Genomic DNA, 24,484 nt, shown 5'->3' with positions numbered 1-24,484 from the left:
TATTATTATTATACCTAAGATTAGAAAGAAAAGCAACTAAAGTTGCTAAACTAAACACATTGCTCGGTTTCATCCCTCGGATAAATCACGAGGGCTTTCACCATCGCTTATGACGTAACGTAGTGAATTAACACTCAGCCTGGTAAACTCTGGGCTTTTTTAAAAGCCCCCACCATAGCTGTACTCAGCTTGGTGGCGGGTAGTTTACCCTTCAATGATGAGGACGCACCCCATAATGGCGGTAACGTCGGTAATCCCGCAAAATCTGGTCATGATCGAAGCAAAGAGGCGAGGGAATATCCCATAAATTAAAAATATCCAGATTTTTGGCATCATCAGCGGCTTGGGGTTCCCCTATCGCGGTTGCTAGAAACACAATACTGAGGGTATGCTTACGCGGATCGCGATCAGGCGCCGAATAAACGTGAAACTGCTCAATTAACTCAACCTGTAAGCCAATCTCTTCTTTGGCTTCTCGAACCGCTGCTGTTTCCACCGATTCCCCATAATCGACAAAGCCACCAGGAATTGCCCAGCCGAGGGGTGGGTTTTGGCGTTCGATGAGAATAATTGGTCGGGAGGGTCGATCTATGAGTTCGACAATGATATCGACTGTGGGAACGGGATTTCGGTAAGTCACAAGTCAAGTTTATGTAACGGGTAGCGATCGCGGTGGGTAAGTCCTGTTTCAGAATACCTCTACTGGCAGACTCAAATCTACCACGAAGGCTCTTTTTTAACGCCTGCCTAGCGTGCTAATGTCGATAGGACTTGTTTTGCTGTACTATGGTCTATCTCTATGCAGATTCCTAGATCGAGTGGTATTTTGCTGCATCCCACTTGCTTCCCCAGTCCTTATGGAATTGGTGACTTAGGGTCACAGGCTTACGAATTTATTGATTTTTTGGCGGGTAGCGATCAGCGATTTTGGCAGATCTTGCCTGTTGGACCAACGGGGTTCGGTAACTCACCCTATATGTCTTACTCAGCCATGGCGGGAAATCCGATGCTGATTAGCCCAGAACAACTCCAAATGAAGGGGTTACTAACGGATGAAGATCTCGCTCATCTGCCCGAGTTTACCCCGGATTCTATCGATTTTGAGCGAGTCGTTCCCATGAAAAAATCGCTACTGCTCAAAGCATGCGATCGCTTTAAGCGGGAAGTGTCATCAGAACAACAGGATGAATTTGATAAGTTTTGTCAGCGTCACGCCTACTGGCTAGATGATTATGCCTTATTTATGGCACTCCACAATACCTTTGACGATGTCAGTTGGCATTTGTGGGAGCCAGACATTGCCAAAGCCGAACCGGAGGCGGTGAAGGAGTGGCGAGAACGGTTAAGCGATCGCATTTATTACCAAAAGTACCTCCAGTTTGAATTTTTCCGCCAGTGGTCGTGGTTGAAGGAGTATGCCAATGACCATAATATCCAGATCATTGGGGATATCCCGATTTATGTCGCCCACAATAGCGCCGATGTCTGGTCAAACCGAGAACTGTTTGCCATTGATGAGGAAACGGGCGAAGCCTCTCTCATGGCGGGTGTTCCCCCCGACTATTTCAGTGAAACGGGTCAATTGTGGGGGAACCCGATTTACAAGTGGGAACTGATGGAAAAAAATAACTATCAGTGGTGGATAAAGCGTCTGAAAATGATGTTTGAGTACGTCGATGTGCTGCGAATTGATCACTTTCGCGGATTTGAGGCGTATTGGGAGGTTCCCCAAGGTGAAGACACTGCCATGAATGGGCGATGGGTCAAAGGACCTGGAGCTAAATTTTTCAAAGTTCTCAAGCGAGAATTAGAAGGGTTGCCAATTATTGCCGAAGATTTAGGCGTGATTACCCCTGAAGTTGAAGCATTGCGGGATCAATTTGGGTTTCCGGGGATGAAGATTTTGCATTTTGCCTTTAGTGGAGAGCCAGATAATTTTTACTTACCCTTTAACCTGGAGCGCAACTGTCTGATTTATACTGGGACTCATGATAATAACACGACAATCGGCTGGTTTAAACAGCTCGGTGACGATGAACGAGAAAATGTGATTCGTTACTTAGGGGAGTTAAGTTCCCAAGGCATCCATTGGGATTTAATCCGGTTAGCCTACAGCAGTGTTGCTAATCTCGCCATGATTCCCTTGCAAGATTTCTTGGGTTTGGGTGCAGATGCTCAGATGAACCGTCCCAGTACATCCGAGGGAAACTGGAAATGGCGCTATCGAGCCGAGGCATTAACCGATCAACTGCGCGATCGCCTCAAAACCCTGACTTATACTTATGGTCGTACACCTAATGGGTCTTGATGTCAAGTCAGTTGCGCCAATCCCTGATCACAAAAAAGTGAGCGGAAATTCCCGTATCTTTGCGAGGAACCCGTGATCAGAGTGAACAGGGAAGACCAAATTGTCAAGTTTAGCCGCTCATCTCCTGGGCGGGGATAAGACAAGTCAAGACCGAGGATTAGCCGCAAAGGTCATTTCCTCAACCGCACCGGGGGCGCCCATTTGTTTAGCGCTTTGGTCATTAAACTCCACCAGGACGCCTCCGGCATTACCCGCCCGGACAATCAGTTGTTCATCCGCCACCCAAGTCCGCTGGGTTCCTTCGGGCAAGACGCCTTCAAATTCGGTTTTACCATCCACAACAACTCGAATCCAAGACTGAGCCTTCAGGGTGACACCAACCTGTACCGGTTTGCCATCTTGGCTAGCATGACTGACTTGCGCCGATTGGCTAGCATCGAGTGACTGTTTAGGTGGTATGGGTTGTGTATTTTTCGGTGTCGGGAACTGCTGGGCAGAAGGGATATTTTCAACTTCAATCACTTGGACTGCCGAGCGATTCAGAATGTACGATAAACCACTAACCGAACTAATCACCAACAGAATATAGAACAGGTAGAGATGAAGCGGTCGCAATTGAGCGGCGGGTAAATACTGCCAGCGGGGTTTCATCAACAGGACACCAGATCCCGCTGGAAAATCACGGGCAAATTCGGCGCCGTCGAGTTCCAGGGCTTCGGCAAATCGCCGGAGAAAGCCTTGAATGTAGACGGATTCTGGCAACAGGTCAAGCCTGCCTTCTTCAATCGCCTGTAAAAGCCGTGCCTGAATCCGTGTTTGAGCTGCCACTTCCTCTAAGGTAATCGACTTTTCCAGCCGACACTGGCGCAGGCGGGCGCCTAGAACTTCTAGCTTCTCAACTTGTTCCTGCTGCAAATTCCTCGTATTCTCCTTCATACACGGTACTCCTTGATATCTGCTGGCACGTTTTCGTAATGGTTAGTGAACTCGGTTGTGGAGGAAGCGAATTTCAAATTCTTCAAGATAACGGTAGTGCCCACTGAGCAGTATTGGTTCACCTGGTTGTTGTAATTGAATCGGACCAATTGCCGTGCGGTGCAGATGGATTACTGGATAGCCTAGCAGGTCAGCAACTCGACGAATTTGACGGTTTCTTCCTTCTGTCAAGACAATTTTAAGAAGTGTTTTTGACTGTTGCTGCTTCAGGACTCGAACTTGAGCAGGTAAAGTAGTTATACCCGATAAGTCCACACCCTGACGCCAAGCCGAGAGGATTGATTCAGAGGGATGACCCTTGACCCAAACCTGGTATGTCTTGGGAACGTGATGGCGAGGATGAGTTAGTTTATTGGTGAGCGTTCCGTCATTGGTAAGAAGTAATGCTCCTGTAGAGTCCATGTCCAGCCGTCCCACTGGATGGATTCCCTGACCTTTTCTAATGGTGCTGGGGAGTAAATCAAGAACTGTTTTACGTTTCAGATTACACGCCCGATCATTGGGACAAGTAGAGATTATACCCACGGGTTTATTGAGCAAAAGATAAATGGCATGAGGACGATTACTCGGTTTGAGATGTTGACCATTAACTTCGATTAAATCCGTTTCCGGATTAGCTTTTTGTCCTAGTTGCACCACAGTGCCATTTAGCCGAACTTGTCCGGCTATGATCATTTTCTCAGCTTGACGACGTGAGGCAATACCCCACTGCGAAAGAATTTTTTGTACTCTTTCCTCCATGGCTTGACTACCTGTGTAAGCTAGTGCGTCTAGACCCAGACTGTGCTGGTCAAGAGTCGATCTCCATCCCTATAGTAATTTTTCCAGCTCCGGCAGGGGGTTTGTTTGAAAATCTCCTGCTTTAAGGTTGCGGGAGGGATACGTCTGCTCCTGGCACTGACCAGAATAGACTATGTACAAATATTACAAGAATGGGGATAATTGCAAGCATTCGGTTTTTTCACCCGCTCATTGCCCGGTTCGAGTTATACCACAGTTGTGTCAGAATACAGGATTGACCCGGAATTTTTGGCAATGGGCGTGAATAAATCACAAGCGGGAACAGGCAAAGGCAGCCGGATGATCAGTACGGTGGTGTCACCTGCGGTACAGTTATGGCTGCGATCGCAGGTGGAAACCGTGGAGACACTGCACTTTAAGCTGATGGGTCGCGATCGCGAAATTCTGCGGGGACACATTCCCACGGTGTCTATTGCGGCTCGTCGTGCTGTCTATCAAGGATTACACCTGTCGCAGCTCCAGCTAGATGGTACAAATATTCGCTTCAATCTCACTCAGGTGTTTAAAGGCAAACCCCTACGCCTCCTAGAACCTTTACCAGTCGCGGGTCAACTCGTACTGCAAGAGAATGACCTGCAAGCGTCTCTGGGCGCTCCCTTATTATCAAATGCTTTAACGGATTTACTGAATACATTTATTAAATCTTATAATCGACCGGATCAGTATCCACCCCTGGGTGAGTCTAAAATGAACTGGCAGCAGATTACTATTGATGGGGAGCGACTAACCCTCAAAGGAGCACTGATGCACCATCCAACCAGAGAAACCTCCATTGTGATGGATGCGGGCATTCAACTGGCGACACCTCAACAACTGCGACTCCACCCCCTCCAGATTCAAATTAACACTCAACAGCCTCCGATAACGTTAGAACATTTCACGATTGATTTAGGGTCAGAGGTTGATCTAAAAGAACTAACTCTAACTCCAGGACAATTAATTTGTCGCGGCTGTATCAAAATCATACCTTAATGGGTGAAGTCGATTTCATCCTTGAGAGTGTTGGGATCAACTGGAAAATTGTTTTACTCTCAAATAAGCTATGGGGCTGTTAAACTTGACAGGAATTGCCGTACAGGTATATCGATCCCGAAAGTCAGGATTCAGTCACCCGTACAGCATTGGGTAGTGGTTGCGAGAAAAGTTATTGTGAAAGTTGATACAAAACCTTCCATCCGATTGGTTGAAGATGCCACCAAAGAACTAGTAGATTGGGCGGCGACTATTGAGCATTCAGACGCCACCTATTTTGAAAAAGCTCAAGTCATCGCCAAACGCTTGGGGGCGCATTACCGTCCCGATGGGTTAACCGAAATTGGCTTCTGGACACCCCGGTTATTAGCGCAGGTGATGCGGAAGATGGAAATCTATCTGGAAGTCTTAACCCCCCTGGCTCCGATTGATTGTCGGGCGGTTGAGCAAACCGTCACCTTTCGCCGCGATCGCTTATTCTTACAACAAGAAGGTGAATACCATTGGGGTGTCGTCGCCGGGATGCGCCCCGGAAACCGGGAGCAAATGGGATCGTTTTACTGGCTGCGCTTTGTCGATCAGCAAGGGAAACTACAAGCGATTCGGGATACGATTCCCTATTCGATGCCCTACGGCGTGTTCGGACCGGCTGAACTGTATGACATAGCAAGTTTACAGCAACAACGAGCCGATCTAGATTACTTCAAAGCCACCAGTGTCCAGTCTGATCCCCTAGCGCTTCCTCGCGTCCGAGCACCTCAGAACATTTTACAGCTACATGTTGGCACAGCCTCTAAAGAGGGAACAGTTGAAGGGTTAACCCGTGTTTATCGCCAAATTGCTAGTAAATTAGCCGGACATCTCCCCTTAACCCCAGCCGAAGAAAACTATGTGGGTTATGATGCCATTCAGCTACTCCCCCTGGAACCCACGATTGAGTATCGAGATGAATACAGTCCAGAAAGTGAATTTTTTGTCTGTACGGCGGAAGAGGGAGATGATCTGCAAATTAAGCTGAGAAAACCCCATACCCAGGATTGGGGTTATGACGTACCAATTTTGGGATCGAGTGCTACAAACGCAGCGCTTTTGGGTAGCTTGCGTCCCGATGAATTGGTAGACTTTATCGCTACCCTGCATAATTTTCCCACAGGTCCAATTCAAATTATCTATGACCTCGTTTATGGTCATGCAGATAACCAATCGGAGTTACTCCTGCATCGCCAGTTTCTCAAAGGACCGAATATGTACGGTCAAGACTTGAACCACCAGTTACCCACAGTACGGGCGATCTTTTTGGAAATGCAGCGGCGTAAAATTAACACGGGAGCCGATGGGATTCGCATTGATGGGGGTCAGGATTTCCGCTTCTTTAATCCTTTGTCTGGACTGGTGGAATATGATGACGCCTACCTGCTGGCGATGAGTGATGTGGTTCAGGATATTGAGGGGAATCAACGACTATTATTCACCATTTTTGAAGATGGTCGTCCCTGGCCCGCTGAAGGGTGGGAAGAGATCTCGACCTATCGTGAATTAATTCATCTTAAACCGGACTCCTACCAATGGGGACCCCTGATTTTTGCCCATAACACCCCAGCCTTAGAAAAATTTTGGGATCGCAAATGGCGCCGGGTTTGTGAGGTGATCTTTGAAGGTGACCATTGGATCACCGGTTGTGGGAATCATGATACCGTGCGGCGAGGCAATCAAATCCCGCTCGATGCCCAGATTAATTGGAATTTGGGAACTACGCTGCCAGAGGTGTTAAAAAATGCATATGATAACCCGGCGGTAACGCTTTGGGTGTATGGGTTTAGTCCGGGATTACCCATGGACTTTATCAATGCAACAATGCACGCCCCTTGGATGTTTTTCCGCAATACAGATGAACGCTATGGTGTCAAGGTGGTTTCTGAGGAAATTGGTTTCTTGGATTGGCAAGTGACGCCAGAACTCTATGAGATACCAGAGAGTTTTAGTCGGTTGAAGTCTTTGGGATTTAGTCAGCTAGAGGAATTGCGGGAGTTTGGCAGGGCGCTGCAAGTTGCCATGCTTGAAAAGGACTACAATCTAGCCGAAGTGGTTCAAGCTTGCCAGTTCTGTTTGGGAGAAAATACGGAGCAGTGTGATATTGAGCCGCTCAAAAAGTTGAATAAACCAGAAATGGTGAGTTTCTTGAAAGGGTTAACCATTGACAAGCTCAAGGCATTTGCTTTGATGTTTATGGAAGACTGTTATGAACTGTGTAATGTCTCCCACTATGAGGACAAGCTTGATCAAACAAGAACTGAGTATAACCTTAACCTGCGTCGTTTCCGCCATGCTCATCCTTGGTTAGCTCACAATTTAGCCGGAATTGATCGATTCAATAAAATCTCTGATGAGGAACGGACGGTTTATTACGGGGTTCGCAGTAATCCTGATGATCATGAGGAACAAATCGCCATGGTAGCGCAGATGGGTGGAGAACCGGTGACGGTTACCGTGGGAGACTGGCTGCAATTGGATATGAGTGAATGGCAAGTCGCGATCGCGTCTCCGGGTTTGGATAGTGAACCCTTGGCAGATTTACGCTGCTTCGAGTTAGCTGATTCTCAAGCCGTGCTGTTAAAGCGAGTGGGTAAACCCGAATAGTCTCGGTTTTTGGACATCTTAACGGTTCGGTAGGGGCAATTCCTGGATTGCCCCTATTTCAGCGCATTCTCAGAAAACCTAATCAATGGACAACGTGTATCGGGACAGAAAATCCAATGTAGGGGCGGGTTTAGGGAAAAAATTAATGAAGTCACCCATCATCTTTCGACAAAACCCGCCCTGCTCCACCCTTTCATCCCGGCATTTTTGAGGTGCGATCGCGGTTGGGAAGCCGGTGGGTTTTGTTGTCCGGTTTAGAATTAATTGATTGCCTTGCGGTGGGGGAATGGGCGGGTGCAAGTTGTTCCATTATCGGTGACTAGCTGGATTGATTACCTAAACCCGCCCCTACATCTAACTTTTTGGACTTGTAAAAATAACCGTCGCGATTAATTTTCCCCTAATCTAAACCGTAAACCTTATAATTTTGTCCGATTACTTATCACCGGATACCTTCGCCAACGTCAATGAACAAAACACCTCGTCAGTTTTCCCAATCCCGCATCGTGAGTCGGGATAAGCGCAGCCGGTTTGATATCGCTCGAAAAGGAATATCCCACAGCCATTGGCGTGATCCTTACCATTTACTTTTGACGCTGGATTGGTCTTGGTTCTTCGTGCTGATTGGGGGGGGTTATATACTCATTAATGTTGTATTTGCTGTTTTGTATTTGGCAGGCGGTGATTGCATAGAAAATGCCCGTCCGGGTTCGTTCTGGGACGCTTTTTTCTTCAGTGTTCAAACCATGGCATCGATTGGCTACGGTGCGATGTATCCCCGCCCAGACTGTACCTACACAAATATCTTAGTCACCATTGAATCCCTAACTGGTTTAATGGGACTCACCACGGCGACAGGATTAATGTTTGCCCGTTTTTCTCGTCCTACCGCCAGAGTTCTGTTCAGTCGTGTGGCGGTTATTACTGTTCAGAATGGTGTGCCAACGTTAATGTTTCGGATGGCGAATGAGCGCTATAACCAAATTTTGGAAGCGCAGTTAACGGTGAGTTTGCTGCGTAATGAGATCACAGCAGAAGGGGAATTTATGCGTCGGTTTCATGACCTAAAATTGGTTCGTAGTCAGACGCCTATTTTTACGTTAACTTGGACGGCGATGCATCCTATTGATCAGAGTAGTTCTTTGTTTGGGATGACGCCAGAGTTGCTAGCTGAAGCCGAGGTGGAAATTGTGGTAACGTTTACGGGGTTAGATGAAACTGTTTCCCAAACTATTCATGCCCGTCACTCGTACATTGCTGAGGAAATTATCTGGAATCAGCGGTTTGTGGATATCTTATCAAGAGGTCGAGATGGACGGCGAATTATTGACTATCGCCGCTTTCATGATGTAATGCCAATGTGAGTGAGAATAGATCTAAGACTAGAAAACTCGTAAAATAGATAATGAAGGCTTGCGCCCAGAAAACCAGTAAAATCTATTGCACCACTTTAGCTAACTAAGGAGGTAAGATTGAAAGCCAGGTGGGGAGTCCGTTTATCGTTTATCTGTCCAATTCATTGACCAAGTCACTCGGTTCACCCGGATAAAAGCTATCCTCTAAAATTTCTGCCAAACTGTAAGGACACTCTGCTGGAAAAGTACGTCTGGGGAGTTTTGTTTCTCCAACAGCTAATAGAACGCCTTTAGTATACGCTTTCTGGAGTGCTTCTTCCAGATAAGGTTTAAGACTGGGATTCTCTTGCAGCAATTCAGACACATCTAGACGCTGTACGCGAATTGTCACTACCCAACTCTGACTCCGGAATTGCGGTTGGTACTGCCATTTCAACAAATGTCCAATTAGCACCGTTAACCGATTTCGCAATTCCTGGCGTTGCTGTTTCCCCAAAGATTCAATCTCCTCAATCAGATTCCCCAAATCAAGCTGACTCCATTGCTGTTGGCGGAGTAACGACGCTTGTTCCTGTGTCCAAGCATAGAAATCAGTTTCGTAGAGGTTGGGTGTAGGGATTGCTGTCTGTTGGTTCGTTTCTGGTGCTGGCATCACGATTTTACCACCTCAACGTCTCTCTATAAGTCAATTTTAGTTTATAGTTGATCAATCATATCCCAAACACGGTTGATGAGTACATTCCGCGTTGGTATTGCAGGACCAGTGGGTTCCGGAAAAACTGCTTTATTGGATGCTTTGTGTAAGGCGATGCGAGCATCCTATCAAATTGCTGTTGTCACCAATGACATTTACACCCAGGAAGATGCCCAGTTTTTGGTAAACTCTCAAGCATTAGAGCGCGATCGCATCCGGGGTGTGGAAACGGGAGGTTGCCCACATACGGCGATTCGAGAGGATGCCTCCCTGAATTTAGCAGCAATTGAAGAGTTAGAACAAAAGTTCACCCCATTAGATTTAGTCTTCTTAGAAAGTGGGGGAGATAACCTAGCCGCCACCTTCAGCCCGGAACTCGTCGATTTGACTATTTACGTGATAGATGTCGCCGCCGGTGACAAGATTCCCCGCAAAGGTGGACCCGGAATTACCAAATCGGATTTGCTAGTAATTAATAAAATAGATTTAGCGCCAATGGTTGGGGCTGATTTGGGCGTGATGGAACGAGATGCCAAAAAGATGCGAGGCGATAAGCCATTTGTATTTACGAATTTAAAGACTCAAAACGGATTGACAACCGTTATTGATTTTATCAAGCTCCAGATGGGGGAGACTTGACAAACTCTGTTTAATTGGCTAACAAATCCGGTGAGAGAGCCGGAGACAACAACATTCAGTAGTTAACCTGTCCTTATCCTACCTTACGCCCGGAAACTTTAGGGGCGCTTTCGCTTTGCTCCCGATTCAAGGGCTCACACTAATTCATTTGATTAGCATAGATTTGCTCATTTTCGTTCCCTTGGGGATAAGGTTTTTGGGGAAAAGTCATCACGTAAGGTCTTGCCATTGCTAAGTAACGTACAGCAATGCCAGAATGAAGATGGTGTACATCGTGATTGACTGTTGCTTGAATCACCGTTGCACCAAAAATCCGCTCTGCCCATCTGGAGAGAGCATTGGAAATTTTCATCTCAAATGTTCCATATTGTCCTTTTTGGTGATGCACCAAACGGAAGAACACTAGATCCCCAACCCCGTAAACGATTCGTAGGGATAACCAAAACCAAAAGAATTTTGCTCCTCCTAACCCGACTAAGATTCCTAACAACAATAGCTTAATGATTAAATGGAGTCCGAGTTGAAGATTGAATCCATTAACGACTAAAAAGCGAATAAAACTTTGCTCGGGTGCAGTCAAGGCATTCATGAAAACCACGAAAAAATTTCCTCGGATATGGTAACTATCTGGGTCTGACTCGGTGGCTGGAGTCCGATGATGCTCCAGATGAATCTTACGCTTTTCTGTATAACTTAGTGTCAAAACCGATAGTGGAACAGGACTCATTCCCAGACAGCGGATAACACCGTTTATCTGTTTATCGTTTCGGATGTGGAAAAGTTCATGTACATTAATAATCCAACGAGGCAGTGTAACAGCAACAATGGCAAATAAAATCAAGGGAGAGATAAATTCAGCTATAAACAAAACATATCCTGCCACCAAAAGCAGAGCAGCCACAGCACAATGACGGATATATTGGCTGGCATCTTCATCGGTAACGATGTACTCGGTTGGACAAGATTTGGTGCTTGGCTGCATCGTGTTTTTCAACATTCTCTCATCGGGTTTGGGTTGACTTTAGTATTTTACACAAAGCTCTGTATGGATGGCAAGATAATTATCATTCTCATCCACGTCTTTGTTCGAGGGTAAGCCTGTCATAATCAACGTAAATTGTAGGAGTACAACGGGAGCATGTCACTTACTTACAAAACTGACATGATCCCAGAAGAGTATTCCTGGAATTAAACAGACTTACTTTTCTAAAGGTTCACCAGCCTCCTTCCAGCCATTAATACTGGGAGGAAAACTACGAACATTCGTGTAACCTAACAACCGCAATGCCGTCATGCCAATTGCCGTGCGATGCCCACTAGAACAGTATAAAACAACAGGTTTATCCGTGGGAATTTTATCTAAATTTTTAGTCAGCGATCGCACGGGAACATTAATAGCGCCAGGAATGTGTCCTGAAGCATATTCTGACGGTTCTCGCACATCAACTAATACTAGATTATCCTCCTTTTTTAGCTTGTTTTTTAACTGATTCACTGGCATCACCGTATAGTAATCTCGTGGTAGAGAATTCAGCAACTGATCGACTGCTGTATAGACTTCTGCGCTAGGTGGACGCATCACCTTAGATTCTACGGCGGCTAGGGCATATTTAGGAAAGAATACACCACTCAATAGCGTTAAAATCAGTAACCATCCCAGGAGCATTACTGATATCTTTTTGTTTGTTTTCATCATTATTTTTCCTTGATAAAGTTGTTTATTCATTGTTGGTATCGAAAATTTATCAATGGATAATTAATAATTGATAATTGACAATTGATTAATTGGGTCTAAGACCTCTTCGTTTACGAAGAAATTAAAAAATATTTTCCTTAATTTCAATCCTCTTCTTTTAAGGAGAGGTCATTATCCATTGTTCATTATCCATTGTCAATTGGTGAACGTCAGCAACATATTCCCTGAAAGGTTAGGCTTTAAGGCAAGATTAAACCTAACCAAATTTGGATAACTTTGGCACAATTACTGCTTTGATTATTCTCCCTACCCATCTCATATTTCATAACCCATTCACTCCTGTCACTAAACAGAAACCGCTCGATTTTCTTCCCAGGGGCGGGGACCCGATTCCCGACGAATATCTCGCCAAATCTGAGTCGCTGCTAAAGCACCATCTCCAGCCGCCACAACCACTTGATTTAACCCCACCTTCAAGTCTCCAATCGCAAAAATTCGCGGGTGAGACGTCCGCCCCATTTTATCGCTAATCAGATTACTACCCTTGACATCCAAATTGAATCCTTTGAGATAAGTATTGTGATAGCGTGACCCCATAGAAATCAATCCAGTTTCTAAGGGAATAATTGACCCATCCGCTAACTCAACTCCCGTCATCTGGTGATTTTTACCCAAGAATTTCTTAATCGGGGTTTCCACCAAACGATAACCATGATTTTGCAGTTGGGAACCCATGGAGTCACTCACCTCAAACATTCCATGGGTGAACACGGTGATATAAGGTGTAAACCAACTGAGATTAAACACCATTTCCTCAATACTAGCTTCACTACCCGCAAAGAAACCACATTGTTTATCTGTCATTTCGTAGCCATCACAAACCATACAGACATGCAAGTTATATCCTGCATAATCAAAGACATTTTGCATATCCTCCAAAGGGGGTAAATTGTCGATAATGCCACTCGCAGCAATTAAGTATTTCGAGCGTAAGACGGGGTAAATACTATTTTTACGACCCACTTTCACCCGCACGGCAAACCTATCTCCCTCATCCACCACTTCCTCAACATAACCATTCAGCATATCGCCATTTAAAGATGTATAATGCTGTTTCCCTTGTTGCAGCAGGACACGACCCGGAGTATCCGGTGGTAAGCCTAAATAATTGTGCAATTCCTGCATCCAGAATGAGCGAGCTTTGCCTTTATCAATAATTAAGCTTGAAAGGCGAAATCGTTGCAGATAGATTCCAGCAGAAAGTCCACCCGCGCCGCCGCCAACGACAATCGCATCGTAAATGTGATTCAGACGTTCAGGTAGATTTTTTTTCGTGAGTTGCATGATTTTAATGGTTCTAGAAAACTGAGAAAGACTTATTCAGTAAGCTTTAGCTTACTTGAGCTTTGGGTTCCAGAAATTTATTTATTTGTTGGCTCCCAATTCTCGCTTCCACCCCTATTTGGCAATAAGCTAACAAGACTGACTTTTGCAAAAATTCTGTTATGACACATCTCTACTTTTAGTAGCCACTCCAGAAATATGAGGGCTAACAATTGGAAAAGAAACCTGAAACTGTTGATAATTTAGGTTTTCAAATCCAGCCTTTTCTAACGCCATCCAGGTTTCCCGATTTGGATGACACCCATCAAACACTGTTTTCCAAATCGGCTCAATGCTACCTTGAATCCGCCGTTGCCAACTGCCAGATTCAGCCGCCACATGTTCAACAAACAAAAAGCGACCCCCTGGCTTAAGAACTCGCCGGATTTCTTGTACCGTTGCAGGAAGATTGCTGACGGAACAGAGGACGTAGGTACTGACAACAGCATCCACACTATTATCATCAACATCAATCCGTTCAGCCGACCCACTTTTTATATCAATCCTGTCCAACCCAACCTGTTGGGCTTCCTGTTCCAGGTAGGAATGCATAAAGGGATTCGGTTCAACGCCTATCCAATGAATGTCAGTGGGATAATACTCTAAATTAACCCCAGCCCCCGGTCCAATTTCTACAATCTTACCCTGTAAATCGGCAAATAAAGCCTGCTTGAGTTGAGCTAGGGTAGAATGGTCACCGCAATTTACCAATTGAATGGCATTTTCATCCGCCGTGTTTGCTTTCGCCATTCCCCAAGCAAATAACTGTTTGTACCAGTTTGAGCAGGGTTGTATTTTCAGTACCATAATGATTCACCATTCACAATCAGGGAACTTTCATGGTAGCAAGTCAACATCAAGGTTGTTTCCTATCAGCGATTCACTTACGAATTGGTTTCAATCTCTAAGCCTAACCGTCGCCATTCCACCATACCGCCCGTGATGTTAAACACTTTAGCAAAACCCGCTTTAGCCAGTTGTTTGGCAGCAATAGGACTGCGATGGGCGGTTAAACAAATAACGGCAATGGGTTTATCTTTGGGCAAATCTTGGAACCATGGTGGTAAAACCCAGCGGCGAAATATCGGGATCATGCCGATAAGAATGCGGGGTAAACTGAGGTTAATTGCGCTGGTAGCGTGACCCATAGCATATTCAAACCCACTGCGGACATCAATGAGTAAAGGCTGATTTGGAGATTGGATAAATTCGTGGGGAGAACAGTCTTTGACAGAGGGCGAGAAAGAGGAGACAGAGTTCATAGGTTATTGCCAATTCAAAATGTTAAAACTCAATAGCATTGCTGTTTCCATAGACATTTTTGACCGAAAGTCTATAGTAACGTGGAAAATGCAACAAAATCTCATACCATTTCTTCGTAACATGGCACTGATTCATTCACCCCTCCCAACCTCCCCTTACTAGGGGGAGGTGCCGTAGGCGGTGGGGTAAAAGTACAACGTCATACAGAATTGGTATCAGACAAAATGATTAAAGTTTACACCCACCACGGTGTTTCTCCAGTGCGGGGATCAGTTTCCGTCCAAGGCGCTATGCGGATGTAGTCACCTTCGATGTTAACCTGCACCAGCTTCAGGGGACGGTCAGCCGGACCTCGGACAACCGAACCATCTGGACTATAACGAGACCCGTGACAGGGACATTGAAATTGTTGGTCGATATTGTTCCAAGGAAAGGTACAACCTAAGTGGGTGCAGTTATCGACAATTCCGATTGAGTTTAAGCTGTTATCGTCGGTAACGGTTAAATACGTCGGTTCACCTGCTAAACCCGCAACCAAAGCACGGGCGCCTGCACCTTGGGCGACGATTTGGGACACTGGGATGAAATTCCCTAATTTATCTTTGGCGATAATCGAACCATCTGCGCCCCCTTCTTGGGGTGGGACAAAGAATTTAGCGGCTGGATAGAGGGCGGCGCTAGTTGTGGCGGCGATAGTAGCCCCGGTGAGGAAGTTGAGAAGCTGTCGCCGAGACATTGAGGGACTTTGCATCGATAGACTGTCTTCCATGGATATCCTCCGATTTGTGTAAAAAAGATTTACGACTTGTTACCTAGTTTAATAACTATTTTACTATTTAGTCAAGTAATAATTTTTGGGAGAGATGATCTGCTTCAGGTGTGGGTAATTTTTTCGTAGTACCCTCGTTACCCTCGTTCCTAGGCTCTGCCTAGGAATGCTCCTTTTGAGGCTCTGCCTCCCCTGAAAACGAGTGCGAGGGTTGTGGCTTAAGTTGACACGGATGGCAAGGGAGTGATTTTTACACACTTCCTACAGGTGTTTCGTTGTGGGGCATAGCTCAGTTCATATAGAATGCAAATATAGTTACAAAGTTGTATAGTTTTAATAAACCGTGGTGTAATCATGGCTCATATTGTGGTAATCGGTGCGGGTATTGGCGGACTACCCACCGCTTACGAACTGCGGCATCTCCTGCCTCACGTCCACCGAATTACGTTAATTTGTGACAAACCTAAATTTACGTTTATTCCCTCTCTCCCGTGGGTTGCGTTCAATTTGACTCCACTCCAGCGAATTCAAGTAGATATTGCTTCTGTGGTGAAATCCCGTCAAATTGAGTTTGTTCAAGGTAAGGTAACTGGTATTGACCCCCACGCTCAATGGTTAAGGGTGGGAGATCGGTCAATTGATTATGACTATGTAGTGATTGCTACCGGGGCAGAATTAGCCCTAGATACCATACCAGGGTTAGGACCCGATCGCGGTTACACCCAATCGGTGTGCAATCCTCACCATGCTTTGATGGCAAAACAAGCGTGGGCAAAATTTCTGGAAAATCCCGGACTCTTGGTTGTGGGGGCGGTTCCGGGTGCGAGTTGTATGGGACCGGCTTATGAGTTTGCCCTATTAGCCGATTGGATATTGCGGCGACAGGGATTGCGAGAACAAGTACCGATTACGTTTGTTACCCCAGAACCTTATGCGGGTCATTTGGGAATTGGGGGTATGGCACATTCGGCGGAGTTGGTAACTGAATTAATGCGTCAACGGCAGATTGAGGTGATTGAGAATGCTGAAATTACTGCCATTCATCCGCAGCAGATCACTTTGGCAGAAGGTCATACGCTACCATTCCACTATGCCATGCTGCTACCGCCGTTCCGGGGACCGCGCTTTGTCCGAGATGTTCCGGGGTTGAGTGATGAGAAGGGTTTTCTACCTGTATTACCAACGTATCAGCATCCCTCATTTCCCTCTATCTATAGTGCGGGGGTGGTGGTGCAGTTATCGCCACCGGAAAAGACTCCTTTGCCTATCGGTGTGCCAAAAACAGGGCAAATGGCGGAGGCGATGGGTATGGCGGTGGCGCACAACATTGCTAGAGAGTTGGGTGTGATTCAAGCTGCACCGATGACGCCAACTTTGGCAGCAATTTGTATGGCGGATTTTGGTGATACGGGAATTGTATTCTTAGCTGATCCCGTTTTACCTGATCCGAAAACGGGTCAACGGCGACGTGCGATCGCAAAACGGGGTCCTTGGGTAAGCTGGTTGAAGATTGCCTTTGAGCGATTCTTCCTAACTAAGATGCGATGGGGGTTATCTGTACCTTGGTTTGAGCGTTGGGGTCTGCGTTTATTGGGTTTGTCGCTAGTGGAACCAATTCCACTATCAAAGGATTATCCAATTGAGTCAAGTCTACAGACGAGATAAGCGATTCAAGCGGATATTCGTTTCAAGTTACATCCTGCATCATCCTCAATCAGCCGATTGGATGTAAGGGAGGTAAAATTTATACAACTTGAAACCTGAACCCTATATTGCCACTGTCAATAAAATAGTAATTATGTACTACATAAACATAGACTTCGACTATAATACTAAGTATGTATGTTTGCTTTAAGATTGTTTTAATTTGCGGGTCTGGGCTATGATCGATTGTCTCAATGCAGCTCGCTACTTCATTGTCAGAGCATACGAGGACGGTATAGAAGCTGAAATGACCAATATGAAGGTTCAAAAGCTTCTGTATTATGCACAAAGTCTACATTTAGCCTTGTACGATGAGCCATTGTTTGATGAGGAAATCCAAGCATGGCGGTACGGTCCTGTTTGTCCTCCTGCTTATAGATTTTATAGTAAATTTGAAGCTGAACAATTACCCATTCCTACCCAAGAATTCTTGTTACAGATACCTGATGACAAGCAAGAGCTATTAAAAGAAACGTGGGAATATTTCGGTAGCTATCATGCCTATCGACTGAGTGGCATGACTCACTTCGAGTTTCCTTGGCGCAAAGCTCGCAGGGGATTACCACCTGAAGCAAGTTCAACTGAACCCATTCTGCGAGAGGATATGAAAGAACTCGGTCATCAAAAGCTCGATGTCATAGAACGTGACAATCCTGCGTATGAGTCGGTAATGTCCAAAATTCTGACGGATGTTCAGACTTCACAATGCCCAAATCGCATTCAGAAAGGAGAAGTGCGTGACTGGCTCAAGTCAATTCTTGATTGAAGAATCCGATAATTTCAAACGTTCTTTCAAGAAACTTGCCAAAGTTCATGGCGCTAGTTTTGTTGAGCTTGTCGCCGACATCTTAGAAGATTTAACTGAAGATCAGTATCCCAGAAACTCCCGAAATGAACCGTTGCCGGGAAAGATTAAATTAACAGAAGGATGGACATTTCACAAGTTAGAGTTTAGGATTTCCAAAGGGGCTTCCGGACAAATCAGATTGATGTATTTAGTCAATACGACTACCTGCATAGTCAAACCTGTTTGGATTTATAGTCATGAGCAGTTTACCAAACGTCCTGGCGACCGAGATATACAAAGTGTTATTAAGGAAATTCTAGACTGTTAACTTTTGAATATTCTTCTGCTTTTTTCTTTACTTCGCCATTAATTCCATTTTAGCAGGGCTTTGTATCTCAATTCTGTGCTGATTAGGTTACTATTGGGGCATAAAACCTAGGTAGAGCTAGCATGGGAGTCCTTGAAACTAACCATTTTGCAGAGTAAGTCCGGAAGAGTCAGGCTTAAGCTATACTAAAGTCTAAAGCTGGACAACTAAGAGACGGTAAGTGCAATGGTTCAAAAAATTGCCTTCTTTAATCACAAAGGTGGAGTCAGTAAGACTACAACCACATTTAATCGGCTCTTCCGGACTTACTATGCCAAACTGTTAGTTAAAATGGCTCCAGATCTAGTTATACCGTGATTTTATGCCTCAACAGTCTAATTTAACTCAAAATAACGCCCAAAAACCCTTAACAAGGTTTTTGGGCGTCGTCTGAGGCAATGCCAGCATAATAAGTCCGGAAGAACCGTATTTATAGTTTGGCGAAATGAAACGTGAAATCTTCTTATTGTCGGTGGCTCATTTACTCCCCTTGACCATCAACCTGATTCGGCTCCGGTAGGAATTCAGGATTCATGATTTGTTCTGGAGTGTAAGGACATGCTTCGGGAAAAACCTGTTCACCTAAGTGAGTTGCTTCTGTGCTGGATCATATCGTGGACTTCTGGTCATTAAGCTATCTGTACTTGATCATAAGTTAGTTTGACATAAAAGGACGAGGCTTGTATCCCTAGTTCTCGGTCAGCGCGTGAGTATTTACGCACATCCTCAACCAGACAACCAAACAATTATAGAGACGTTGCATGCAACGTCTCTATAATAATCTAAATGATATTATCTGTGAGTGAAAGGCTAATCTAGCCGGGAGCCACCTGAACAATCAGCGATCGCTTATCAAAAGACTGGACTTTCCCCGCTTCGCCGAGATCTGCAATCACACGCTCTAGCAGTTCGTTTGCGCGATCGCGATGCTGATGTTCTCGACCTCTCAGACGCACCTGAAACTTAACTAAATTACCTTTATCCAACCAGTCTAGCGCTCTTTTGATGCGTAAGCCGTAATCGGATTCACCAACATTCGGACGCAATTTCACTTCCTTAAGCGTTGGTTTAGAACTTTGGCGTTGACGCTTTTTCTGCTGGTACTGATGTTTCCCGTAGTCCAAAACCTTCGCCACGGGACCGTCTTTAGTTTCAGAGACGACTACTAAATCAAGTCCTGCATCCTTAGCGACTTGTAGAGCCTCACGGGTATCAGTCAAACCACGATTGTTATTTTCATGGTCAATCAACAAAACCTGAGGTGATCTGATTTTATGGTTCATCAGTTGTTTCTGTTTCTTAGCGATAAGACTTTCCTCCTAAGTTCAATAGAATATCCTATGGGCTAACTCCTACAAGGGTAACCCAATCCTGATCACCTCACATCCCGCTAAGGTTTGACAAAGGTGATGGTCGATTAGACCTCAGCATTGACATTCCCCCGGTTAAAACGCGGGGGCTTTTTTTGCAACAGCGTTACCCACACGGTAACACTAATCTAGGATGGAACAATCTGAAGCACCAGCGCCCGCCGATCAAAAGACTGAACTTTGCCAACTTCACCCAGATCAGTCACCACCCGCTCCAGCAGTTCTGTGGCGCGATCGCGATGTTGATGTTCCCGACCCCGCAGACGCACCTGAAACTTCACGGAATCGCCTTTTTTCAACCACTCAACAGCTCTGTTGATGCGTAAGCTGTAATCGGACTCGCCCACATTTGGACGCAGTTTCACTTCCTTGAGCGTTGGCTTGGAACTCTGGCGCTGGCGTTTCTTCTGTTGGTACTGATGCTTACCGTAGTCCAATATTTTTGCCACGGGAGCCTCTTTACGCTCAGAGACTACCACCAAATCCAGACCTACATCTTTAGCCAGTTGTAAAGCCTCACGAGTATCGATCAAACCGCGATTGTTATTCTCGTGATCAATCAACAGAACCTGAGGAGACTTGATTTGACGGTTGATTCGTTGCTTGTCTTTGCTAGTTATAATACCTTCCTCCTACAACTCCATTTGCGGCTAGCTAACTCCTCTTTTAGGATAGCGCAACCCAAACCAACTCACACCATGTCCGGTGGTGAATAGGGGACAATAGAGAAAACATCTCCTCGCAACCGATGTGAGGAATCCTCGTCTAATACAGGAGGAAAAATTATGACCACTCAATCAACCGCCACATTTACCTCCGTCTATGGTCCAGTGGACTCTTGGCGCTACGGGCGATCGCTAGGGATTGATCCCATTGGACTCAAATCAACTTGCTCATTTAACTGCGTCTATTGTCAGTTAGGAGAAATTCAAGTCCGCACCAGCCAAGGTCAAGTTTTTGTCCCTACCGAAAAAATTATCCAAGATTTACAAGCTTTTGCCCCTTGGGATGTAGATGTGGTAACCCTCAGTGGTAATGGTGAACCAACTCTAGCCCTCAACCTGGCTGAGATTATTTCCCAGGTTAAGGAAATTACTCACAAACCTGTCTTGGTCTTGACAAATGGCACACTTTTAGGTAATCCAGACGTGCAGGCGGCGTTATCTTTGGCGGATAAAGTCTCAGTTAAACTAGATGCTGTGAATCAAGATCAACTACGGCGTGTCAATCGTCCTGTAGTGGAACTTGATTGGCTCAAAATCTGGACAGGTATCCAGGAATTTCGTCAGGGGTATCCAGGACATATAGGAATACAAACGATGCTGTTAACCCCACCAAATCAGCCCAGTCAAGAAACTTACATGCAGTTAGTGCGATCGCTACATCCCGATGAAATTCAACTCAACACCCCCACCCGTCCTAAACCCTTAACTCATCAACTCGATGGACGTGGTAATCACACCCCCACTGCATCACGTTCCTATCCTGTACAACAACTCAAGCGAGTTAGTGGGGATGTCTTACAAGCCTTTGCCACTAAAATACAAGATGAGACCAATATCCCGGTTCGATGCGCTCCCCGTTGAGTGTAGAGGTGTGCCATGGCACGTCTGTAGGGGTGGGTTTAGGGACTTTCGTCTCGTTGTTAATGATAACATTTTGTGCAAAACCAGCCCTGAAGGGTGTAGGGGCGGGTTTAGGGACTTTCGTCTCGCTGTTAATGATAACATTTTATTCAAAACCCGCCCTGAAGGGTGTAGGGGCGGGTTTAGGGACTGTTAATGATAACATTTTGTTCAAAACCCGCCCTGAAGGGTGTAGGGGCTCTTTTCACTATTATCGTTTCTGACCTCACAAGAGATGCAACTAAACCCGCCCCGATTGAGTTAAAGCGTTGTGGAAATCTTTGACAAAGGACAAAAGACCAATGACCAATGACAAAGAACGAATGACCAATGATATTCCCCCTGGATATCTAAATATTATGGGGTACGTTGACGAGTCAGAAGTGAATGGTCCTGGCTGTCGCGCTGTTGTTTGGGTGCAAGGGTGTAACCGAGAATGTCCTAGCTGTTTCAATCCAGCATCCTGGTCATTTGAAATTAATCAGTTAATCGGTGTTGATGAATTAGCGGATAAAATTTTATCCAATCGCCGTAATCAAGGAGTCACCTTTTCTGGTGGAGAACCTTTTTGGCAAGCGCCAGCCCTAGCGCAGTTAGCTAAGAAACTCAAAGCGGCGGGGTTAAATGTTATGTCATTTAGTGGATTTACTTTAGGAGAACTGCAATCACCTGATGCACCTCCAGGCGCACAAGAGTTATTAGGACAACTCGATATTTTAGTCGATGGTCCCTTTGTCGAATCCTTAGCGATTAATTCCCCCGATTCACCCGTCTCATCTCGAAATCAGCGCGTCCGTGTATTTAATCCCGCATTAAAAGACCAAATTACCTGGGCTTCTGATCAAATGGAGATTCATATCCTCAAAGATGGTAGCCGCATTGTTACAGGATTTCGAGGTCAGATGAATTTGAGCGAAGGCTAGATGTCATTTGTCATAACGGAAGATCAAGGATTTTGAAACCCGCGTCGGCGGGTGCAAGTTTGTGTAGCTGCGGTTTTAACCGCCAAGCCAATACTTTTGATGTAAAGATATATTAATAATACCCCGAAAAAATTTAATTTGTTGAATTATAAATAATCTCTTGAATAGATAAAATTTTTACTATTTTAAATCCTTGAACTTGCACCCCATTGAAATCAAGTGTCGAGGTTAAGGAGAATTATAGACTGAGTTAATTTACCTATTATTTTCAATAAATTCTGACGAAGGATTAACCGGAACTTTAGGAAACGGAGTCTTTTGTAAAGCTTTGTCTAAAACTTACCTCAAATAGTCACTTCAGCTCCGATTCCTCTAGACAAACATGGGAAAGTAAGTTAGTCTGTATGACAGATTGTCTAACGTGTAAGACAATATCTAAAACCTCAACTCTTAGCCGATCAGGAGTGACCAGTCGCAGACCAAACAACTGCACATCTTATTCTCCCCGAAAAGAGTTGACCCACGTAGGGACCTCTACCACTCGCGATTGACTAATTTTGAATCTCTAAAGTTTTGGATAACTGAATGCGCCAAATAATTTGTGGCACAACGCTGAAGGACTCCAAGCTTAATTGTTCCCTGCAAAAGCGGCTGAAGTCTAACGCGGGTATAAAACACCGACACTATTAGACATTTCCGGCTTTTGTTAATCCCTTAGTCATAGCAAGAAACCGATGACGGCTAGACAAATTCCCTCTGTAATCTCAACTCCAACGCTCTCTTCCCTAGAGCAAGTTCGGTCTCTTAGAACCTTGCAGCGATTTCAGTTTAGTGGTGAACTGGTGTTGAACGATCCAAAGGGACACCAATGGATCTTTTTTTTGTACCTGGGCGGTATCCTTTATGCCACAGGAGGAGTTCATCCTGTGAGACGGTGGCAACGCAATTTAGCCATTCACTGTCCTCAAATTTTGACTCATCCTGATACAATTCGGCGTGATTTAGCCAGTATTAATTCCAAAATATGCTGGGACTATCAGCTATTGTCTCTATGGGTCAAGCAGGGACGAATCACTCCAGAACAAGCTGCCAACATGATTCGTGCTGTGCTTACTGAGGTTGTGTTCGATCTCGTGCAAGCGAAGCAAGTAACCCATCAAATCCAGCATAATTATTCGTTACCCACGAAACTGGTTTTGATTGAAATTGATCAAGCGATCGCACAGGTACAATCTTTGTGGCAGACTTGGCAGAATGCCCAGCTTGCGGATTATTCTCCTAATCAAGCCCCCGTGATCAAACAACCGGAACAGTTACGCAAAAACCGTTCCGTCGAGGTTTACCAAACATTAACTAACCTACTCGACGGACAACATACATTGCTTGACTTAGCGGTAAAACAGCGTCGGCATGTTGTGGATATTGCCCAAGCGTTAATCCCTTACTTGGAATTAGGCTGGGTAGAACTAAGTAACATTCCCGATTTAACAGCACCCACCCCCAATACGGCAAGGCATAGAGAAAATGTTGGTGCTGACAAGCAAGAAAGCCGAGAAAAATGTAGAGACGAGCCAAGGCACGTCTCGCCACGGCACGTCTCGCCACGCCACCTCGCAGAGCCAGGGAAAGAGAAGGTTAAAGCTTATCCCACGGGTATTGCCCCCACCTCTGGGAAAGCCAACCTGCCGAAAATACCACTCAAAAGCGCAAACGTAGATGCAACTAAATCCCTGGTTGCTTGTGTAGATGACAGTCGTTGGGTGATTCACACCATGGAAAAAGTAATCGGGGCGGCAGGTTACCGATTTATTGGTGTGGAAAATGCCCTGCGAGCCATTCCAACTCTTTTGGCACGAAAACCGGATCTAATCTTTTTAGACTTGGTGATGCCAAATGTAAATGGATATGAGCTTTGCACTCAATTACGCAAACTGTCCTGTTTCCAAAAAACGCCGATTGTTTTTTTGACCGGAAAAGATGGGGCAGCGGATAGACTTCACGCTAAGTTTGTTGGTGCATCGGATTTCTTGAGCAAACCTTTAAGTTCTAGAGATTTGCTCACTGTACTCCACAAGCATATAAAACAGGGTGTTTATTGATTGTTGCTTGTTCATCGTTCAGGGTTAGTAATGCGATGAATTGACGTGAGTCTGAAACTAACTATCATTGACCAATTTCTTTTGTATTCATTAGGT

The 24,484-nt window shown here is 45.3% G+C and carries 23 protein-coding genes and 1 pseudogene; 12 read left to right on the top strand and 12 right to left on the bottom strand.

The annotated features are described in order from the left end of the window. Positions 1-211: 211 nt before the first annotated feature. Positions 212-640 (bottom strand): NUDIX domain-containing protein, encoded by a 429-nt coding sequence (locus tag RIM23_RS19625; protein WP_446368805.1) that lies wholly within the window; start codon positions 638-640, stop codon positions 212-214. Positions 641-799: 159 nt separating this feature from the next. Here RIM23_RS19625 and malQ point away from each other — a divergent pair, with 159 nt between their 5' ends. Next, positions 800-2,308 carry a 4-alpha-glucanotransferase gene (gene malQ, locus RIM23_RS19620; RefSeq protein WP_446368804.1) on the top strand — a complete coding sequence of 503 codons (1,509 nt, stop codon included), beginning with the start codon at positions 800-802 and terminating at the stop codon, positions 2,306-2,308. Positions 2,309-2,452: 144 nt separating this feature from the next. Here malQ and RIM23_RS19615 read toward each other — a convergent pair whose 3' ends face one another. Next, entirely contained in the window at positions 2,453-3,244 is a 792-nt protein-coding gene (locus RIM23_RS19615; protein WP_446368803.1) for a helix-turn-helix domain-containing protein, read from the bottom strand. Positions 3,245-3,286: 42 nt separating this feature from the next. Then, positions 3,287-4,045, bottom strand: a complete 759-nt coding sequence (locus RIM23_RS19610; RefSeq protein WP_446368802.1) for a pseudouridine synthase — start codon at positions 4,043-4,045, stop codon at positions 3,287-3,289. A 201-nt stretch (positions 4,046-4,246) separates the two neighbouring features. Between RIM23_RS19610 and RIM23_RS19605 the strand changes: the two genes are divergently transcribed. From RIM23_RS19605 to RIM23_RS19595, 3 genes are all read left to right on the top strand, one after another. Next, complete coding sequence (locus RIM23_RS19605; protein ID WP_446368801.1) at positions 4,247-5,077, top strand: LmeA family phospholipid-binding protein; 831 nt, start codon at positions 4,247-4,249, stop codon at positions 5,075-5,077. A gap of 177 nt (positions 5,078-5,254) precedes the next feature. Continuing rightward, the gene (gghA, locus tag RIM23_RS19600; protein ID WP_446368800.1) at positions 5,255-7,714 is read left to right on the top strand and encodes a glucosylglycerol hydrolase; all 2,460 of its coding nucleotides are present in this window, start codon (positions 5,255-5,257) and stop codon (positions 7,712-7,714) included. Between the two features lie 467 nt (positions 7,715-8,181). After that, positions 8,182-9,078, top strand: a complete 897-nt coding sequence (locus tag RIM23_RS19595; protein ID WP_446368799.1) for an ion channel — start codon at positions 8,182-8,184, stop codon at positions 9,076-9,078. Between the two features lie 139 nt (positions 9,079-9,217). Here the strand turns inward: RIM23_RS19595 and RIM23_RS19590 are convergent, their stop codons facing one another. Then, the gene (locus RIM23_RS19590; RefSeq protein WP_446368798.1) at positions 9,218-9,721 is read right to left on the bottom strand and encodes a DUF29 domain-containing protein; all 504 of its coding nucleotides are present in this window, start codon (positions 9,719-9,721) and stop codon (positions 9,218-9,220) included. Between the two features lie 78 nt (positions 9,722-9,799). Between RIM23_RS19590 and ureG the strand changes: the two genes are divergently transcribed. Continuing rightward, positions 9,800-10,402, top strand: coding sequence for an urease accessory protein UreG (ureG, locus tag RIM23_RS19585; protein WP_446368797.1), 603 nt, complete (start codon positions 9,800-9,802; stop codon positions 10,400-10,402). Between the two features lie 139 nt (positions 10,403-10,541). Here ureG and RIM23_RS19580 read toward each other — a convergent pair whose 3' ends face one another. From RIM23_RS19580 to petC, 6 genes are all read right to left on the bottom strand, one after another. Then, positions 10,542-11,384: a fatty acid desaturase gene (locus RIM23_RS19580; RefSeq protein ID WP_446368796.1), complete on the bottom strand. Its 843-nt coding sequence runs from the start codon at positions 11,382-11,384 to the stop codon at positions 10,542-10,544. Between the two features lie 216 nt (positions 11,385-11,600). After that, positions 11,601-12,095: a rhodanese-like domain-containing protein gene (locus tag RIM23_RS19575; protein WP_446338550.1), complete on the bottom strand. Its 495-nt coding sequence runs from the start codon at positions 12,093-12,095 to the stop codon at positions 11,601-11,603. A 348-nt stretch (positions 12,096-12,443) separates the two neighbouring features. Beyond that, entirely contained in the window at positions 12,444-13,442 is a 999-nt protein-coding gene (locus RIM23_RS19570) for an NAD(P)/FAD-dependent oxidoreductase (protein ID WP_446368795.1), read from the bottom strand. A 159-nt stretch (positions 13,443-13,601) separates the two neighbouring features. Further along, positions 13,602-14,288, bottom strand: coding sequence for a class I SAM-dependent methyltransferase (locus RIM23_RS19565; protein ID WP_446368794.1), 687 nt, complete (start codon positions 14,286-14,288; stop codon positions 13,602-13,604). Positions 14,289-14,365: 77 nt separating this feature from the next. Further along, the gene (locus tag RIM23_RS19560) at positions 14,366-14,743 is read right to left on the bottom strand and encodes a rhodanese-like domain-containing protein (RefSeq protein ID WP_446368793.1); all 378 of its coding nucleotides are present in this window, start codon (positions 14,741-14,743) and stop codon (positions 14,366-14,368) included. Between the two features lie 236 nt (positions 14,744-14,979). After that, positions 14,980-15,513: a cytochrome b6-f complex iron-sulfur subunit gene (gene petC, locus RIM23_RS19555; RefSeq protein WP_446368792.1), complete on the bottom strand. Its 534-nt coding sequence runs from the start codon at positions 15,511-15,513 to the stop codon at positions 14,980-14,982. 354 nt (positions 15,514-15,867) lie between these two features. Here petC and RIM23_RS19550 point away from each other — a divergent pair, with 354 nt between their 5' ends. The 4 genes and pseudogenes from RIM23_RS19550 to RIM23_RS19535 all read left to right on the top strand — a co-directional run. Beyond that, positions 15,868-17,178 carry an NAD(P)/FAD-dependent oxidoreductase gene (locus RIM23_RS19550; RefSeq protein WP_446368791.1) on the top strand — a complete coding sequence of 437 codons (1,311 nt, stop codon included), beginning with the start codon at positions 15,868-15,870 and terminating at the stop codon, positions 17,176-17,178. 217 nt (positions 17,179-17,395) lie between these two features. Continuing rightward, a complete protein-coding gene (locus RIM23_RS19545; RefSeq protein WP_446358658.1) occupies positions 17,396-17,983 on the top strand; it encodes a Panacea domain-containing protein in 588 nt (195 codons plus the stop codon). Next, the gene (locus tag RIM23_RS19540; RefSeq protein WP_446358656.1) at positions 17,955-18,332 is read left to right on the top strand and encodes a hypothetical protein; all 378 of its coding nucleotides are present in this window, start codon (positions 17,955-17,957) and stop codon (positions 18,330-18,332) included. Before RIM23_RS19545 ends, RIM23_RS19540 begins: the two co-directional genes overlap by 29 nt. 225 nt (positions 18,333-18,557) lie before the next feature. After that, positions 18,558-18,623: pseudogene (locus RIM23_RS19535) on the top strand (ParA family protein); the annotation flags it as partial. Positions 18,624-19,186: 563 nt separating this feature from the next. On the opposite strand, the gene infC (RIM23_RS19530) reads toward RIM23_RS19535, so the two are convergent. Together infC (RIM23_RS19530) and infC (RIM23_RS19525) are read right to left on the bottom strand one after the other, a co-directional pair. Continuing rightward, positions 19,187-19,678: a translation initiation factor IF-3 gene (infC, locus tag RIM23_RS19530; protein ID WP_446368807.1), complete on the bottom strand. Its 492-nt coding sequence runs from the start codon at positions 19,676-19,678 to the stop codon at positions 19,187-19,189. A gap of 191 nt (positions 19,679-19,869) precedes the next feature. Next, positions 19,870-20,361 (bottom strand): translation initiation factor IF-3, encoded by a 492-nt coding sequence (infC, locus tag RIM23_RS19525; RefSeq protein ID WP_446368806.1) that lies wholly within the window; start codon positions 20,359-20,361, stop codon positions 19,870-19,872. A 165-nt stretch (positions 20,362-20,526) separates the two neighbouring features. Here infC (RIM23_RS19525) and RIM23_RS19520 point away from each other — a divergent pair, with 165 nt between their 5' ends. From RIM23_RS19520 to RIM23_RS19510, 3 genes are all read left to right on the top strand, one after another. Further along, complete coding sequence (locus RIM23_RS19520; RefSeq protein ID WP_446368790.1) at positions 20,527-21,327, top strand: radical SAM protein; 801 nt, start codon at positions 20,527-20,529, stop codon at positions 21,325-21,327. Positions 21,328-21,668: 341 nt separating this feature from the next. Then, positions 21,669-22,289: a 4Fe-4S single cluster domain-containing protein gene (locus tag RIM23_RS19515; RefSeq protein WP_446368789.1), complete on the top strand. Its 621-nt coding sequence runs from the start codon at positions 21,669-21,671 to the stop codon at positions 22,287-22,289. A gap of 734 nt (positions 22,290-23,023) precedes the next feature. After that, the gene (locus RIM23_RS19510) at positions 23,024-24,388 is read left to right on the top strand and encodes a response regulator (RefSeq protein WP_446368788.1); all 1,365 of its coding nucleotides are present in this window, start codon (positions 23,024-23,026) and stop codon (positions 24,386-24,388) included. Positions 24,389-24,484: the final 96 nt, after the last annotated feature.

The organism is Coleofasciculus sp. G3-WIS-01 (genome assembly GCF_040223135.1).
Taxonomy (GTDB): domain Bacteria; phylum Cyanobacteriota; class Cyanobacteriia; order Cyanobacteriales; family Coleofasciculaceae; genus Coleofasciculus.
The sequence above is the reverse complement of the archived record's forward strand: the minus strand, read 5'-3'. Positions and strand labels throughout refer to the sequence as shown.